General features: G+C 66.3%; 25 protein-coding genes. All 25 read right to left on the bottom strand.

Annotated elements, in window-relative coordinates; translation table 11 throughout:
• Positions 1-53: 53 nt before the first annotated feature.
• The 25 genes from map to tuf all read right to left on the bottom strand — a co-directional run bounded on the left by map (position 54) and on the right by tuf (position 14,360).
• Positions 54-878 (bottom strand): type I methionyl aminopeptidase, encoded by an 825-nt coding sequence (map, locus tag KIK06_RS26995; protein WP_268645595.1) that lies wholly within the window; start codon positions 876-878, stop codon positions 54-56.
• Positions 878-1,543 carry an adenylate kinase gene (locus KIK06_RS26990; RefSeq protein WP_268645594.1) on the bottom strand — a complete coding sequence of 222 codons (666 nt, stop codon included), beginning with the start codon at positions 1,541-1,543 and terminating at the stop codon, positions 878-880. The genes map and KIK06_RS26990 overlap by 1 nt, the downstream gene beginning before the upstream one ends.
• Positions 1,544-2,857 (bottom strand): preprotein translocase subunit SecY, encoded by a 1,314-nt coding sequence (gene secY, locus KIK06_RS26985; protein WP_026127589.1) that lies wholly within the window; start codon positions 2,855-2,857, stop codon positions 1,544-1,546.
• A 284-nt stretch (positions 2,858-3,141) separates the two neighbouring features.
• Positions 3,142-3,606 carry a 50S ribosomal protein L15 gene (gene rplO / locus KIK06_RS26980; protein ID WP_268645593.1) on the bottom strand — a complete coding sequence of 155 codons (465 nt, stop codon included), beginning with the start codon at positions 3,604-3,606 and terminating at the stop codon, positions 3,142-3,144.
• The gene (gene rpmD / locus KIK06_RS26975) at positions 3,603-3,788 is read right to left on the bottom strand and encodes a 50S ribosomal protein L30 (RefSeq protein WP_017598554.1); all 186 of its coding nucleotides are present in this window, start codon (positions 3,786-3,788) and stop codon (positions 3,603-3,605) included. The genes rplO and rpmD overlap by 4 nt, the downstream gene beginning before the upstream one ends.
• Positions 3,789-3,790: 2 nt before the next feature.
• The gene (rpsE, locus tag KIK06_RS26970; protein WP_017598553.1) at positions 3,791-4,393 is read right to left on the bottom strand and encodes a 30S ribosomal protein S5; all 603 of its coding nucleotides are present in this window, start codon (positions 4,391-4,393) and stop codon (positions 3,791-3,793) included.
• Positions 4,394-4,443: 50 nt separating this feature from the next.
• A complete protein-coding gene (gene rplR, locus KIK06_RS26965; protein ID WP_017598552.1) occupies positions 4,444-4,824 on the bottom strand; it encodes a 50S ribosomal protein L18 in 381 nt (126 codons plus the stop codon).
• A 2-nt stretch (positions 4,825-4,826) separates the two neighbouring features.
• Positions 4,827-5,366 carry a 50S ribosomal protein L6 gene (gene rplF, locus KIK06_RS26960; protein WP_017598551.1) on the bottom strand — a complete coding sequence of 180 codons (540 nt, stop codon included), beginning with the start codon at positions 5,364-5,366 and terminating at the stop codon, positions 4,827-4,829.
• Positions 5,367-5,383: 17 nt separating this feature from the next.
• Positions 5,384-5,782, bottom strand: a complete 399-nt coding sequence (gene rpsH / locus KIK06_RS26955) for a 30S ribosomal protein S8 (RefSeq protein WP_017598550.1) — start codon at positions 5,780-5,782, stop codon at positions 5,384-5,386.
• A gap of 282 nt (positions 5,783-6,064) precedes the next feature.
• A complete protein-coding gene (locus tag KIK06_RS26950) occupies positions 6,065-6,250 on the bottom strand; it encodes a type Z 30S ribosomal protein S14 (RefSeq protein ID WP_017598549.1) in 186 nt (61 codons plus the stop codon).
• A gap of 13 nt (positions 6,251-6,263) precedes the next feature.
• On the bottom strand, positions 6,264-6,839 hold the full coding sequence (rplE, locus tag KIK06_RS26945; RefSeq protein WP_017598548.1) for a 50S ribosomal protein L5: 576 nt from the start codon (positions 6,837-6,839) through the stop codon (positions 6,264-6,266).
• Positions 6,839-7,144 carry a 50S ribosomal protein L24 gene (gene rplX / locus KIK06_RS26940; protein WP_017598547.1) on the bottom strand — a complete coding sequence of 102 codons (306 nt, stop codon included), beginning with the start codon at positions 7,142-7,144 and terminating at the stop codon, positions 6,839-6,841. The genes rplE and rplX overlap by 1 nt, the downstream gene beginning before the upstream one ends.
• Positions 7,145-7,147: 3 nt before the next feature.
• Positions 7,148-7,516, bottom strand: coding sequence for a 50S ribosomal protein L14 (rplN, locus tag KIK06_RS26935; protein ID WP_013156121.1), 369 nt, complete (start codon positions 7,514-7,516; stop codon positions 7,148-7,150).
• A gap of 104 nt (positions 7,517-7,620) precedes the next feature.
• Positions 7,621-7,893, bottom strand: coding sequence for a 30S ribosomal protein S17 (gene rpsQ, locus KIK06_RS26930; protein WP_017598546.1), 273 nt, complete (start codon positions 7,891-7,893; stop codon positions 7,621-7,623).
• Positions 7,890-8,144 carry a 50S ribosomal protein L29 gene (rpmC, locus tag KIK06_RS26925; RefSeq protein WP_017598545.1) on the bottom strand — a complete coding sequence of 85 codons (255 nt, stop codon included), beginning with the start codon at positions 8,142-8,144 and terminating at the stop codon, positions 7,890-7,892. Before rpmC ends, rpsQ begins: the two co-directional genes overlap by 4 nt.
• Entirely contained in the window at positions 8,144-8,557 is a 414-nt protein-coding gene (gene rplP / locus KIK06_RS26920) for a 50S ribosomal protein L16 (RefSeq protein ID WP_017598544.1), read from the bottom strand. Before rplP ends, rpmC begins: the two co-directional genes overlap by 1 nt.
• A gap of 3 nt (positions 8,558-8,560) precedes the next feature.
• The gene (rpsC, locus tag KIK06_RS26915; protein ID WP_268645592.1) at positions 8,561-9,361 is read right to left on the bottom strand and encodes a 30S ribosomal protein S3; all 801 of its coding nucleotides are present in this window, start codon (positions 9,359-9,361) and stop codon (positions 8,561-8,563) included.
• Positions 9,361-9,729 (bottom strand): 50S ribosomal protein L22, encoded by a 369-nt coding sequence (rplV, locus tag KIK06_RS26910; protein ID WP_017598542.1) that lies wholly within the window; start codon positions 9,727-9,729, stop codon positions 9,361-9,363. The genes rpsC and rplV overlap by 1 nt, the downstream gene beginning before the upstream one ends.
• A 72-nt stretch (positions 9,730-9,801) precedes the next feature.
• The gene (gene rpsS / locus KIK06_RS26905; RefSeq protein ID WP_017598541.1) at positions 9,802-10,080 is read right to left on the bottom strand and encodes a 30S ribosomal protein S19; all 279 of its coding nucleotides are present in this window, start codon (positions 10,078-10,080) and stop codon (positions 9,802-9,804) included.
• Between the two features lie 12 nt (positions 10,081-10,092).
• Complete coding sequence (rplB, locus tag KIK06_RS26900) at positions 10,093-10,932, bottom strand: 50S ribosomal protein L2 (protein WP_017598540.1); 840 nt, start codon at positions 10,930-10,932, stop codon at positions 10,093-10,095.
• Between the two features lie 56 nt (positions 10,933-10,988).
• The gene (gene rplW / locus KIK06_RS26895) at positions 10,989-11,279 is read right to left on the bottom strand and encodes a 50S ribosomal protein L23 (protein ID WP_017598539.1); all 291 of its coding nucleotides are present in this window, start codon (positions 11,277-11,279) and stop codon (positions 10,989-10,991) included.
• Positions 11,276-11,944: a 50S ribosomal protein L4 gene (rplD, locus tag KIK06_RS26890; protein ID WP_017598538.1), complete on the bottom strand. Its 669-nt coding sequence runs from the start codon at positions 11,942-11,944 to the stop codon at positions 11,276-11,278. The genes rplW and rplD overlap by 4 nt, the downstream gene beginning before the upstream one ends.
• Positions 11,945-11,947: 3 nt before the next feature.
• Positions 11,948-12,598, bottom strand: a complete 651-nt coding sequence (gene rplC / locus KIK06_RS26885) for a 50S ribosomal protein L3 (protein WP_017598537.1) — start codon at positions 12,596-12,598, stop codon at positions 11,948-11,950.
• A 12-nt stretch (positions 12,599-12,610) separates the two neighbouring features.
• Positions 12,611-12,919 (bottom strand): 30S ribosomal protein S10, encoded by a 309-nt coding sequence (gene rpsJ, locus KIK06_RS26880; RefSeq protein WP_017598536.1) that lies wholly within the window; start codon positions 12,917-12,919, stop codon positions 12,611-12,613.
• Positions 12,920-13,166: 247 nt separating this feature from the next.
• Positions 13,167-14,360, bottom strand: a complete 1,194-nt coding sequence (tuf, locus tag KIK06_RS26875; protein ID WP_017598535.1) for an elongation factor Tu — start codon at positions 14,358-14,360, stop codon at positions 13,167-13,169.
• Positions 14,361-14,387: the final 27 nt, after the last annotated feature.

Raw genomic sequence — 14,387 nt, 5'->3', positions numbered from 1 at the left:
CACACCTCGCTTCTCCCCGAAGGGCGCCGCGCGCCGCACGACGCGGAAGGCCACTACCAAGTCGGCTGGACGAACCCCATCTCCGCGATTTTATCGCGGTTGGACTCGCGTGCGGTCAGGACCATCGGGCCCTCGGCGGTGATGGCCACCGAGTGCTCGAAGTGCGCCGCGCGCCCGCCGTCCTTGGTCACAACGGTCCAGTCGTCGTCGAGTGTGACCACGTCGTGCCTGCCGAGCGTGGTCATCGGCTCGATGGCCAGGCACATCCCCTCGACCAGGCGCTGGCCCTTGCCGCGCCTGCCGTAGTTGAGCACGTGCGGGTCCATGTGCATCTCGGTACCGATGCCGTGGCCACCGTACTCACGGACGTTGCCGTAGCCGCCGTGCTTGGAGATGTGGGCGGCGATCGCGTGGCCGACGTCGCCCAGGCGCTTGCCCGGCCGCAGCTCGGCGATCCCCTTCCACATGGATTCCTCGCACACCTCCATCATCCGGAGATCCTCCGGACGGCCCTCGCCGACCGCGACGGTGATCGCCGAGTCGCCGTGCCAGCCGTCCAGGATGGCCCCGCAGTCGATAGAGATGATGTCGCCCTCGGCCAGCACCCGCTCGGCGTTGGGGATGCCGTGGACGACCTCCTCGTTGACCGAGGCGCAGATGGAGCCGGGGAAGCCGTGGTAGCCCTTGAACGAGGGGATGGCGCCCGCGTCGCGGATCACCTTCTCCGCGATCGCGTCCAACTCCAGGGTGGACACTCCGGGCCGCACCGCGGCCCGGAGGGTGTCCAGGGCACGGGCCACGACCTGGCCCGCCGCCCTCATCTTGGCGATCTGCTCCGGCGTCTTGATCTGCACGTCCGGTTCCGCCCTACGAAACATCAGGAGTCGGCCTTCCCGACCTTCTCCGCGATGGCGGCCTTGGCACGGGCCGTCACCTCCTCCACGGCACCCGCCGCGGCGATGGTGGCCAGCAGCCCCTCCGCCTCGTAGAACTCCACGAGCGGAGCGGTCTGCTCCCGGTAGACCTTGAGACGGTGGCGGATCGTCTCCTCGCGGTCGTCCTCGCGCTGGTAGAGCTCGGCGCCCTCGGTGTCGCAGCGGCCCGCCGTCTCCGGCGCGTCGTACTCCACGTGGTACACCCGACCGCACTGGGGGCACGAACGGCGGCCCGAGAGCCGTTTGACGACCTCGTCCTCGTCGACCCTCAGCTCCAGCACGACGTCGAGCCGCGTCTTGAGCTCCCCGAGCATCTCCCGGAGCTTCTCGGCCTGGGGGACGTTGCGGGGGAAACCGTCGAGCAGGAAGCCCGGCTCCGCGTCGTCCTGAGCCAGGCGGTCCTTGACCATGGCGTTCGTGACCTCGTCCGGGACGAGGTCGCCGCGGTCCATGTACTCCTTGGCCTTCTTGCCCAGCTCGGTGCCGCCGCTGACGTTCGCCCGGAAGATGTCACCCGTGGACACCTTGGGGACCGACAGCTCGGCCGCGAGGATCTGGGCCTGGGTGCCTTTACCGGCCCCAGGGGGTCCCACCAATACTGCACGCATTTATCGCAGAAAACCTTCGTAGTTCCTCTGCTGGAGGTGACTCTCGATCTGCTTCACCGTGTCCAGCCCGACACCGACCATGATCAGGATGCTCGTACCGCCGAGAGGGACGTTCATCGAGGCGCCGGTGGCGCCCAGAGCCACCATCGGCAGGAGAGCGATCACGCCCAGGTACAGGGAGCCGGGGGTCGTCAGCCGGTTCAACACGTGGTTGAGGTACTCGGCGGTCGGACGCCCCGGTCGGATACCCGGGATGAACCCACCGTACTTCTTCATGTTGTCGGCGACCTCAACGGGGTTGAAGGTAATCGCCACATAGAAGAACGCGAAGCCGACGATCATGAGGAAGAACGTCACCATGTACGCCGGCTGGTCGGGCCGCAGGAAGTAGGTCTGGATCGTCGTGATCACGACGTTGTCCGACTCCGGTCCCACCAGATTGACGATCATCTGCGGCAGGAACAGCATCGAGGAGGCGAAGATCACGGGGATGATGCCCGCCTGGTTGACCTTCAGCGGGATGTAGGTGGAGCTCCCGCCGTACATCCGGCGTCCCACCATCCGCTTGGCGTACTGCACGGGGATACGGCGCTGCGCCTGCTCCATGAAGACCACGGCGGCCACGAGGGCCAGCGCCGCGATGCAGATGATGGTGAAGACCCAGACCGAGCGCTCCTCGTACATGCCCAGGATCGCCGACGGGAACGACGCCACGACGGTGGTGAAGATCAGGAGCGACATGCCGTTGCCGACGCCGCGCTCGGTGATGAGCTCACCGAACCACATGACCAGCGCGGTACCGGCGGTCATGACGAAGACCATGGTGACCAGGGTGATGATGTCCTGGTTGGGCATGTAGGCCTGAACCGGGATGATGCCCTGGAAGAGCAGGTCCGTGCGCGCCATCGCCACGATGCTGGTCGACTGCAGGACCGCGAGCATCAGGGTCAGGTAACGGGTGTACTGGGTGATCTTGGCCTGCCCGGCCTGCCCCTCCTTCTTCAGGGACTCCAGGCGGGGGATCACCACCGTCAACAGGTTGATGATGATGCTCGCGGTGATGTAGGGCATGACCCCGAGCGCGAACACCGCCAGCTGCAGCATCGCGTTACCACTGAACAGGTTGACGACGTCGTACAGACCGGTGTCGTCCCCGGCTCGCAACGCCTCCATCTGGTCCCGGATCGCCGCCGAGTTGATACCCGGTGCGGGGATGACCGCCCCAAGACGGAACAGCGTCAGGATGAACAGTGTGAACAGCAACTTATTGCGCAGATCGGGCGTGCGGAATGCACGGACGAACGCACCTAGCACGTCTCCTCCTGCGCGATTTCGGCGGCGGAACGGGTTCCAGACATCGCGGCCGATCCTGAATCGTCGTAGCTCGTCAGCACGGAGCGTCTCGCCCTGTGCTCGGAAGTATTCACATTACGTCAAGCGGGGGGTTCGAACAGATGGCACTGTAACAGTCATCACCCGCTCACGGCGGACCGACCGTCATAACGATCGCCACTCACAAAGCACGAGGGCGCCCGCCAGCGGGTCTGTCACTGACCTGCTGGGCGGGCGCCCCCTAAAACGCATCGCGGGGAAGACCCCTACAGCTCGGTGACGGAGCCACCGGCGGCGGTGATCTTCTCCTTCGCCGAGGCGGAGAACGCGTTCGCGCTCACCTGCACGGCGACGGTGATCTCACCGGTCCCCAGCACCTTGACGGGCTGGTTCTTGCGAACCGCGCCCTTGGCGACCAGGTCCTCGACCGTGACCGCGCCACCCTCGGGGTAGAGCTCGGTCAGACGGTCCAGGTTGACGATCTGGTAGGTCGTCTTGAACCGGGCGTTGCTGAAGCCCTTGAGCTTGGGCACCCGCCTGATGAGCGGCATCTGGCCACCCTCGAAGCCCGGGCGCACGGTGTTACGAGCCTTCGTGCCCTTGGTGCCTCGACCGGCGGTCTTGCCCTTGGACGCCTCGCCGCGGCCCTTGCGGGTCTTGGTCTTGTTGGCACCCGGGGCCGGCCGCAGGTGGTGCAGCTTGAGCAGCTCGTCGGGGTTGTAGTCGCTCATTCGGCAACCTCCTCGACAGAGACGAGGTGCGAGACGATCGTGATCTGCCCGCGAACCTCGGGGCGGTCCTCACGGACGGTGGACTTGCCGATCCGGCCCAGGCCCAGCGACTGGAGGGCAGCGTGCTGCTTCTCCTTGCCGCCGATCTTGGAGCGGGTCTGCGTGATCTTGAGCTTGGCCATGGTCAGGCTCCTGCCTTCGCCTCAGCACGAGCACGCAGGAGCGCGGCCGGGGCGATGTCCTCGATCGGCAGGCCACGGCGAGCGGCGATCTCCTCGGGCTGGTTGAGGCCCTTCAGAGCAGCCACGGTGGCGTGCACGATGTTGAGCGGGTTGGACGACCCGAGCGACTTGCTCAGGACGTCGTGGATGCCGGCGCACTCCAGGACGGCGCGCACGGGACCACCGGCGATAACACCGGTACCCGGAGCGGCCGGACGGAGCAGGACAACGCCCGCGGCGTCCTCACCCTGGACCTGGTGCACGATCGTGCCCTGGACGCGGGGAACGCGGAAGAAGTTCTTCTTCGCCTCCTCGACGCCCTTGGCGATCGCGGCCGGGACCTCCTTGGCCTTGCCGTAACCGACACCGACCATGCCGTTGCCGTCACCGACGACGACCAGGGCGGTGAAGGAGAAGCGACGGCCGCCCTTGACGACCTTCGCGACCCGGTTGATGGTCACGACCTTCTCGATGTAGGAGACACCCTTGTCTGCGGCGCCGCCGCGGCGATCGTCACGGCGATCACGCCGCTCGCCACCGGCGCCGCGCCGCGGTGCTGCAGCCATCAGTGGTTCCTCTTCTCGTGGTTGATGTTGCCAAGTACAGAGGTCATCGGCTAGAACTCCAGTCCGCCCTCGCGCGCCGCGTCGGCGAGCTTGGCGATACGGCCGGCGTACTGGTTCCCGCCACGGTCGAACACGACCTGGGTGACGCCGGCGTCCTTCGCGCGCTGCGCGAGGAGCTGGCCCACCTTGACGGACCTGTCGGACTTGGTGCCCTCAAGGCCGCGAACATCGGCCTCGACCGAGGACGCGGCGGCCAGCGTGTGGCCCTTCGTGTCGTCGATGACCTGCGCGACGATGTGCTTGGAGGAGCGGAACACAGCCAGACGCGGACGCTCGGCGGTGCCCAGCACCTTCTTGCGAACGCGGAACTGGCGGCGCGCACGGGAAGTGGCGCGCTTGGCGGTCCGCTTGCGGCTCACGGTGATGCCCATCCCTACTTACCAGCCTTTCCGGCCTTGCGGCGGATGTGCTCACCCTGGTACCGCACGCCCTTGGCCTTGTACGGGTCAGGCCTGCGCAGACCGCGGATGTTCGCGGCGACCTGGCCCACCAGCTGCTTGTCGATGCCCTCGACGTGGAGGAGCGTCGGCTTCTCGACGCGGAACTTGATGCCCTCCGGGGGTTCCACCACGACGGGGTGGCTGTAGCCCAGCGAGAACTCCAGGTTGGCGCCGCGGGCCTGGACGCGGTAACCCACACCGTGGATCTCCAGCGTCTTGGCGTAGCCCTCGGAGACACCCACGATGAGGTTGTTGATCAGCGCACGGGTCAGACCGTGCAGCGACCGGTTCTCCGGCTTGTCGTCGGGACGCACCACCGTGATGACGCCGGCCTCGTCCTTGGAGACGGTGATCGGCTCGGCGACGGTGTGCTTCAGTTCGCCCTTCGGCCCCTTGACAGTGACGTCTTGCCCGTCAATCGTGACTTCGACGCCCTTGGGGGCCGAGATCGGCAGTCGACCGATACGCGACATGCTTCAATCTCTCCCTGTTACCAGACGTAGGCGAGAACTTCGCCGCCAACGCCACGCTTCTTGGCCTGCTTGTCGGTCATCAGGCCACCGGACGTCGAAATGATCGCCACACCGAGGCCGCCCAGCACCCGGGGCAGGTTCTCCTTCTTCGCGTACACGCGCAGACCGGGCTTGGAGACCCGGCGGATGCCCGCGATGGAGCGCTCACGGGTGGGGCCGTACTTCAGGTCCAGGACGAGGCTCTTGCCGACGACGGCCTCTTCGGTCCGCCATCCCTGGATGAAGCCCTCCTGCTGGAGGATCTCGGCGATGTGCGCCTTGATCTTGGAATACGGCATCGTCACGGTGTCGTGGTACGCCGAATTCGCGTTGCGCAGACGCGTCAGCATGTCTGCGATCGGGTCGGTCATTGTCATGGCCGACTGGCCCTTCCTCACCGCGGTTTCCGAGTGCGGGTCTTCCCAGAACCTGTCCCCGCACGGGCGTACCCGTGGAGGTGCACAAACGGACCTACGGCGTGGTCGTGGGCACCGCGATCCCGAGAGGGACTGCCGTGCCCTGATGGTTGGATGGTGCCGGACCGTTCCCGCCGTGGGGGAACGGCCACTGCTGTTGAGCCAGTGAGCGGCGGCTCCGGGGGGCGGCCCCGCGGTGCTCTCCCTCACGGGAGGGCGATGCGGGGCCGGCCCCACCGGGAACTACCAGCTCGACTTGGCGATACCGGGCAGCTCGCCCCGGTGGGCCATCTCGCGGAAGCAGATGCGGCACAGGCCGAACTTCCGGTAGACGGCGCGGGGGCGGCCGCACCGCGAGCATCGAGTATACGCGCGAACGGCGAACTTCGGCTTGCGGGCCGCCTTCGCGATCAGGGACTTCTTAGCCATCTTGCCTTACCCCTCAGGCTTCCTTGAACGGGAAACCGAGCCGCTTGAGCAGGCTGCGGCCCTGGTCGTCGTTGGTCGCCGTGGTGACGACCGTGATGTCCATGCCACGCTGCCGGTCGACCTTGTCCGGGTCCACCTCGTGGAACATGACCTGCTCGGTCAAACCGAAGGTGTAGTTCCCGTTCCCGTCGAACTGCTTCGGGGACAGACCACGGAAGTCCCGGATTCGGGGCAGGGCCAGGGAGAGCATCCGGTCGAGGAACTCCCACATCCGGTCGCCGCGCAGCGTGACGCTGGCGCCGATCGGCTGCCCCTCGCGCAGCTTGAACTGCGCGATGGAGTTCTTCGCGCGGTTGATCCGCGGCTTCTGCCCGGTGATCGCCGACAGGTCGGCGACCGCGCCCTGGATCAGCTTCGCGTCCCGCGCCGCCTCGCCGACACCCATGTTGACCACGATCTTGGTCAGACCGGGGATCTGCATGACGTTGGCGAGCTCGAACTCCTCCTTGAGGGCGGGAGCGATCTCGTTACGGTACTTCTCCTTCAGCCGCGGCATCGGAGGGACCGTGATGTCGTTGGTGACCGTCATCAGATGTCCTTACCAGTGCGGCGGGAGACCCGAACCTTGGTTCCGTCTTCCTCGAAGCGGTAGCCCACCCGGGCGGCCTTGCCGTCCTCCGCGAGCGCAACGTTGCTCACGTGGATCGGGGCCTCCTTGGTGACGACCTCGCCCTGCTGGCCGCCCGCCGGGTTGGCCTTCCTGTGCTTCTTGACCAGGTTGACGCCCTCGACGACGACACGGTCCTCACGCGGAAGGGCCTTGACGACCTTCCCCGTAGCACCCTTGTCCTTGCCGGCGATGACGATGACCTCGTCGCCAGATTTGATCTTCATCGCCTACAGCACCTCCGGCGCCAGCGAAATGATGCGCATGTACTTCTTGTCCCGCAGCTCGCGCCCGACCGGGCCGAAGATACGGGTGCCTCGCGGGTCCCCACCGTCCTTGATGAGCACGGCAGCGTTCTCATCGAAGCGGATGTAGGAGCCGTCGGGCCGGCGGCGCTCCTTGACGGTGCGCACGACAACGGCCTTGACGACGTCGCCCTTCTTGACTCCAGCGCCAGGCAGGGCGTCCTTCACCGTGGCGACGATCGTGTCGCCGATCCCGGCGTAGCGCCGACCCGAGCCACCGAGAACACGGATGGTGAGGATCTCCTTGGCACCCGTGTTGTCGGCGACCTTGAGTCGCGACTCCTGCTGAATCACGTCTGCTCCTGATGTGATGCGTGCGGTCCACTGCCGCACGGCTAGGTGGTCTCACCCCTCGCGCCGGCGGCCGACACCGAGTGTCGGCCGCCGACAGGCCGGGGTTACTTAGCCTTCTCCAGGATCTCCACGACGCGCCAACGCTTCGTCGCGGAGAGCGGCCGGGTCTCCATCAAACGGACCCGGTCACCGACGCCACAGGAGTTCGCCTCGTCGTGCGCCTTGTACTTGGTCGTCCGACGGATGACCTTGCCGTACAGGGCGTGCTTGACGCGGTCCTCGACCTCGACAACGACGGTCTTGTCCATCTTGTCGCTGACGACGTAGCCCTCGCGCACCTTGCGGTAGTTGCGGGTCGCGGTCTGGTTCTCACTCATTCGGCTGCTTCCTTCGTCTCCTCAGCCGACTCACCAGACAGCGGGACGATGCCCAGCTCGTGCTCCCGCAGGACCGTGTAGATCCGCGCGATCTCACGCTTCACGGTACGCAGACGGCTGTGGTTGTCGAGCTGGCCGGTGGCGGCCTGGAAGCGGAGGTTGAAGAGCTCGGTCTTCGCTTCCTTGAGCTTCTCGACCAGGTCCTCGACGGACTGGTCGCGCAGCTCGTGGGCAGTCACGGACTTCGCCATCACTCCCCCTCCCGCTTAACAAACTTGCACTTCATCGGGAGCTTGTGCATCGCACGGCGCATGGCCTCCTTGGCCACGGCCTCGGGCACGCCCGACAGCTCGAACATCACGCGTCCGGGCTTGACCGGAGCGACCCACCACTCGGGCGAACCCTTACCGGAACCCATACGGACCTCGGCGGGCTTCTTCGTCAGCGGGCGGTCCGGGAAGATGTTGATCCACACCTTGCCGCCACGCTTGATGTGCCGCGTCATGGCGATACGAGCCGCCTCGATCTGGCGGTTCGTCACGTAGGCCGCGTCCAGCGCCTGGATGCCGTACTCACCGAAGGTCACCGAGGTGCCGCCCTTGGCCTTGCCACGAAGGTCCGGGTGGTGCTGCTTACGGTACTTGACCTTACGAGGAATAAGCACTGGTCAGCTCCCCTCGGTCTTCGCGGACTCAGTCGGGGCCTTGGACTCGGCGCCCTGCTGGCCACCCTGCTGGCCGCCACCGCCGCCACGACGGCGGCGCTGCGGACGCTCACGGCGCTGACCGCCGCCACCGCCGGCGGAACGCTGGGCGGCCTGGGCCGCCTCGCGCTCGGCGCGGGTCGCGGGCGCGTCGCCCTTGTAGATCCAGACCTTCACGCCGATGCGGCCGAAGGTCGTACGGGCCTCGAAGAAGCCGTAGTCGATGTCGGCACGCAGCGTGTGCAGCGGGACCCGACCCTCGCGGTAGAACTCCGAGCGGGACATCTCGGCCCCGCCCAGACGGCCACCGCACTGGATACGGATGCCCTTGGCACCGCTCTTGACGGCGCTCTGCATGGCCTTGCGCATCGCGCGGCGGAAGGCCACACGGCTGCTCAGCTGCTCGGCGACGCCCTGGGCGACCAGCTGCGCGTCGATCTCGGGGTTCTTGACCTCGAAGACGTTCAGCTGAACCTGCTTGCCGGTCAGCTTCTCCAGGTCGGTCCGGATACGGTCGGCCTCCACGCCGCGGCGGCCGATGACGATGCCCGGCCGGGCGGTGTAGACGTCCACGCGGACACGGTCACGGGTGCGCTCGATCTCGACCTTGGAGATGCCCGCGCGCTCCATGCCGCGGGTCAGCATCCGGCGGATCGCCACGTCTTCCTTGACGTAGTCCTTGTAGGCCTTGTCCGCGTACCAGCGGCTCTTGAAGTCGGTGGTGACACCGAGGCGGAACCCGTGCGGGTTAACCTTCTGCCCCACTATCGGGTCCTTTCCTTCGTCTTGGACGAGGCGCCCGAGTTCTCAGCGACGACCACGGTGATGTGGCTCGTGCGCTTGGTCACCCGGAATGCGCGGCCGAAGCCTCGCGGACGAATGCGCTTCAGGGTCGGACCCTCGTCCACCCACGCGCGCTCGACCACCAGCGTCTCACGGTCCAGCTTGTCATTGTGCTCAGCGTTGGCGATGGCACTGGCCAGTACCTTGCCAACAGGCTCGCTCGCCGACTGGGGCGCGAACCGGAGCACCGCCTGTGCCTCGTCAGCGGGCAACCCGCGAATAAGGTCCACCACCCGGCGGGCCTTCCGGGGCGTAACACGGACGAACCGTGCCTGAGCCCTCGTTCCCATCGCTTTTCCCTCGCTCACGGAAATTCATCTCCACTCACCGTGGAGAAATGGTTCTTACTCCTGCTGCAACCGCTAACGGCGGCTACGGCGGTCTTCCTTGACGTGGCTGCGGAAAGTACGCGTGGGAGCGAACTCGCCGAGCTTGTGGCCGACCATCGACTCGGACACGAACACGGGGACGTGCTTGCGGCCGTCGTGGACGGCGATCGTGTGACCGATCATCTCCGGGATGATCATGGACCGCCGGGACCACGTCTTGATGACGTTCTTGGTCCCCTTCTCGTTCTGCGCTTCCACCTTCTTGACGAGGTGGTCGTCGACGAAGGGACCCTTCTTAAGGCTACGTGGCATCAGACGTGCTCCTTACCGCTTCTTCTTACCGCTACGCCGACGCCGCACGATGAGCTTGTCGCTGGCCTTGTTCTTGGCCCGGGTCCGGCCTTCCTTCTTACCCCAGGGGCTGACCGGGTGCCGACCACCGGAGGTCTTGCCCTCACCACCACCGTGCGGGTGGTCGACCGGGTTCATGACCACACCACGGACGGTCGGGCGCTTGCCCTTCCACCGCGAACGGCCGGCCTTACCCCAGTTGATGTTGGACTGCTCGGCGTTGCCGACCTGTCCAACGGTCGCGCGGCAGGTGATCTCCACCATGCGCATCTCGCCGGAGGGCATACGCAGCGTGGCGTAACGCCCCTCCTTGGCCAGGAGCTGGATCTGGGACCCCGCGGAGCGGCCGAGCTTGGCACCGCCACCGGGCTTGAGCTCCACCGCGTGCACGAACGTACCCGTGGGGATGTTGCGCAGCGGGAGGCAGTTGCCCGGCTTGATGTCCGACTGCGGACCGTTCTCGACGCGGTCACCCTGCTTGAGGCCGGCGGGCGCCAGGATGTAGCGCTTCTCACCGTCCACGTAGTGCAGCAGGGCGATGCGGGCCGTGCGGTTCGGGTCGTACTCGATGTGCGCGACCTTGGCCGGCACGCCGTCCTTGTCGTGGCGACGGAAGTCGATCACGCGGTAGGCGCGCTTGTGACCGCCACCCTGGTGGCGAGCGGTGATGCGGCCGTGGCCGTTACGCCCACCCTTGGAGTGCAGCGGACGCACCAGGGACTTCTCCGGCTCCGAGCGCGTGATCTCGACGAAGTCGCTCACGCTGGAACCGCGACGACCCGGTGTCGTCGGCTTGTACTTACGAATGCCCATCTTCTTCGCGCATTCCTTTACGTGTTACTTGATGTGTAGCGGTCAGACCCGGAAGGTCAGACACCGAAGATGTCGATCCGGTCGCCTTCGGCGACACTGACGATCGCGCGCTTGGTGTCGGGACGCTTCCCGTAACCGAAGCGGGTGCGCTTGCGCTTGCCCTTGCGGTTGATCGTGTTCACGCTCGTGACCTTCACGTCGAAGATCTTCTCGACCGCGATCTTGATCTGGGTCTTGTTGGCGTCCGGGCGAACGATGAACGTGTACTTGTTCTCGTCCATGAGCCCGTAGCTCTTCTCGGAGATCACCGGCTCGACGATGATGTCCCGGTGGTCGGCGATCCTCACTGGTCGTCCTCCTCGGACTGCGCGGCCTTGGCACCGGCCGCGTGGGCCAGGAACTCGGCGTAGCCCGCCTCGGTGAAGACCACGTCGTCCGAGTAGAGGACGTCGTAGGTGTTCACCTGGTCCGCGTCGAGGATGTGGACTTCCTCGAGGTTGCGCAGGGCGCGCCGGTTGTGCTCGTCCTCGCGGGCCAGGACGACCAGGACCTTGTCGGACTCGGTCACCTGACGCAGCGCCTTGAGGGCCGTCTGCGTGAGCTTGGTGTCGGCGTCCTCGGCCACGAAGGCGCTGAGGACGTGGATACGCCCGTGACGCGCCCGGTCCGAGAGGGCACCGCGCAGGGCGGCGGCCTTCATCTTCTTCGGGGTGCGCTGGGAGTAGTCCCGCGGCTGGGGGCCGTGGACCGTGCCACCGCCGGCGTACTGCGGCGCCCGGATGGAGCCCTGGCGGGCTCGGCCGGTGCCCTTCTGGCGGTAGGGCTTCTTGCCACCGCCGCGGACGTCGCCGCGGGTCTTGGTGGCGTGGGTGCCCTGGCGGCCGGCGGCCAGCTGGCCGTTCACGACCTGGTGGATCAGCGGGATGCTGACCTGCTGGGCGAAGACGCTGTCCGGCAGCTCGACGCTGCCCTTGGCGCCACCCTCGGGGTTCTTGACCTCGATCTGGGCCATGGCTTACTTGTCCCCCTTCACAGCGGTGCGGACGAGCACCAGACCGCCGTTGGGACCGGGAACAGCACCCTTAACCAGGATGAGGCCCTTCTCCGCGTCCACGGAGTGGACGGTCAGGTTCTGGACGGTCTTGCGCACGTTGCCCATGCGCCCAGCCATCCTCATGCCCTTGAAAACGCGGCCGGGCGTGGCGCAGCCGCCGATGGAACCGGGAGAGCGGTGCTTGCGCTGCGTGCCGTGCGTGGCGGAGAGACCACGGAAACCGTGGCGCTTCATCACACCGGCGAAGCCCTTGCCCTTGCTCTTACCCGTGACGTCGACCTTCTGGCCGCTCTCGAAGCTGTCCGCGGAGACCTCCTGGCCGAGCTGGTACTCGGAGGCGTCCTCGGTGCGGACCTCGACGTAGTGCCGGCGCGGGGTCAGGTCGTGCGCGCGCAGGTAGTCGCCGAGCGGCTTGTTCACCTTGCGCGGGTTGATCTGCCCGTAGCCGAGCTGGATAGCGGAGTAGCCATCGGTGTCCGGAGTCCGGATGCGGCTCACGACGCACGGACCGGCCTTCAGAACCGTCACGGGCACGATCTTGCCCGCGTCGTCGAAGACCTGGGTCATGCCGAGCTTCTCGCCCAGAACTCCCTTGATCTGCTTGGTGGCCATGTCTGTGCGTCCTTAAAGCTTGATCTCGATGTCAACGCCCGCCGGCAGGTCGAGCCGCATGAGCGAGTCGACGGTCTTCGGCGTGGGGTCGATGATGTCGATCAGCCGCTTGTGCGTGCGCATCTCGAAGTGCTCGCGCGAGTCCTTGTACTTGTGCGGCGACTTGATGACGCAGTAAACGTTCTTCTCCGTCGGCAGCGGCACCGGGCCCGCGACCTGTGCACCAGTTCGCGTCACAGTCTCGACGATCTTCTTCGCCGAGCTGTCGATGACCTCGTGGTCATAGGCCTTTAGCCGAATGCGGATCTTCTGTCCCGCCATGTGGCCTGTTCGTCCTTCGCTTCAGTGTCCGTAACGGTGTCTGTCCCGGTCACAGACGCCCAGGCCCCGGCGGAGACCGCCGTGTACCGTGAGCCCCTATTCCCTTGAGAAACCGCAACAGGGCTTGCCCCTGCGGTGCGTCACCGTCACAGAGCCCGATGACGTCTTTGGTGGTGCGGTGGTCGGGCCGTGCGAACACGGCCCGACCACCACGTTGGGGTGGCGAATCGCCACCCCAACCTGGGTACTACTTGATGATCTTCGTGACGCGACCGGCGCCCACGGTCCGACCACCCTCACGGATGGCGAACTTCAGGCCCTCTTCCATCGCGACCGGCTGGATCAGCTGGACGGACATCGCGGTGCTGTCACCGGGCATGACCATCTCGGTGCCCTCCGGCAGCGTGACGACGCCGGTGACGTCGGTCGTGCGGAAGTAGAACTGCGGGCGGTAGTTGTTGAAGAACGGCGTGTGGCGGCCACCCTCGTCCTTGGACAGGATGACGACCTGGCCCTCGAACTCGGTGTGCGGGGTGGTCGTGCCCGGCTTGATGACGACCTGGCCGCGCTCGACGTCCTCGCGCTTGATGCCGCGCAGGAGCAGACCGACGTTGTCGCCGGCCTGGCCCTGGTCGAGCAGCTTGCGGAACATCTCGACACCGGTGACCGTGGTGGTCTGCTTCTCTTCCTTGATGCCGACGATGTCAACGGTCTCGTTGACGTTGATGATGCCGCGCTCGATACGACCGGTGACGACGGTGCCGCGACCGGTGATCGAGAAGACGTCCTCGATCGGCATGAGGAACGGCTTCTCGGTGTCACGCTCGGGCTCGGGGATGAAGGTGTCGACCGTGCCCATGAGGTCCAGGATGGCCTGGCCCCAGGTGGCGTCGCCCTCCAGCGCCTTGAGCGCGGAGACCTTGGTGACCGGAACGTCGTCGCCCGGGAACTCGTACTCGGTGAGCAGCTCGCGGACCTCGAGCTCGACGAGCTCGAAGATCTCGTCGTCGTCCACCATGTCGGCCTTGTTCAGGGCGACGACGATGGCGGGGACGCCGACCTGGCGGGCCAGGAGCACGTGCTCCTTGGTCTGCGGCATCGGGCCGTCGGTGGCGGCCACGACCAGGATCGCGCCGTCCATCTGCGCCGCACCCGTGATCATGTTCTTCACGTAGTCGGCGTGACCCGGGCAGTCGACGTGGGCGTAGTGACGCGCCTCGGTCTGGTACTCGACGTGGGCGACGGAGATGGTGATACCGCGCTCGCGCTCCTCAGGAGCGTTGTCGATGTCCTCGAACGGGGTGAACGGGTTCAGCTCCGGGTACGCGTCGTGCAGCACCTTGGTGATGGCCGCGGTCAGCGTGGTCTTGCCGTGGTCAATGTGACCGATGGTGCCGATGTTGACGTGCGGCTTAGTCCGCTCGAACTTTTCCTTCGCCACTGGATGTCTCCTAGACGTACAGAGCTA

Origin of the sequence: Nocardiopsis sp. EMB25 (assembly GCF_026797795.1) — a bacterium.
Taxonomy (GTDB): Bacteria; Actinomycetota; Actinomycetes; order Streptosporangiales; family Streptosporangiaceae; genus Nocardiopsis; species Nocardiopsis lucentensis.
This window is presented reverse-complemented; position numbering and strand designations above follow the sequence as displayed.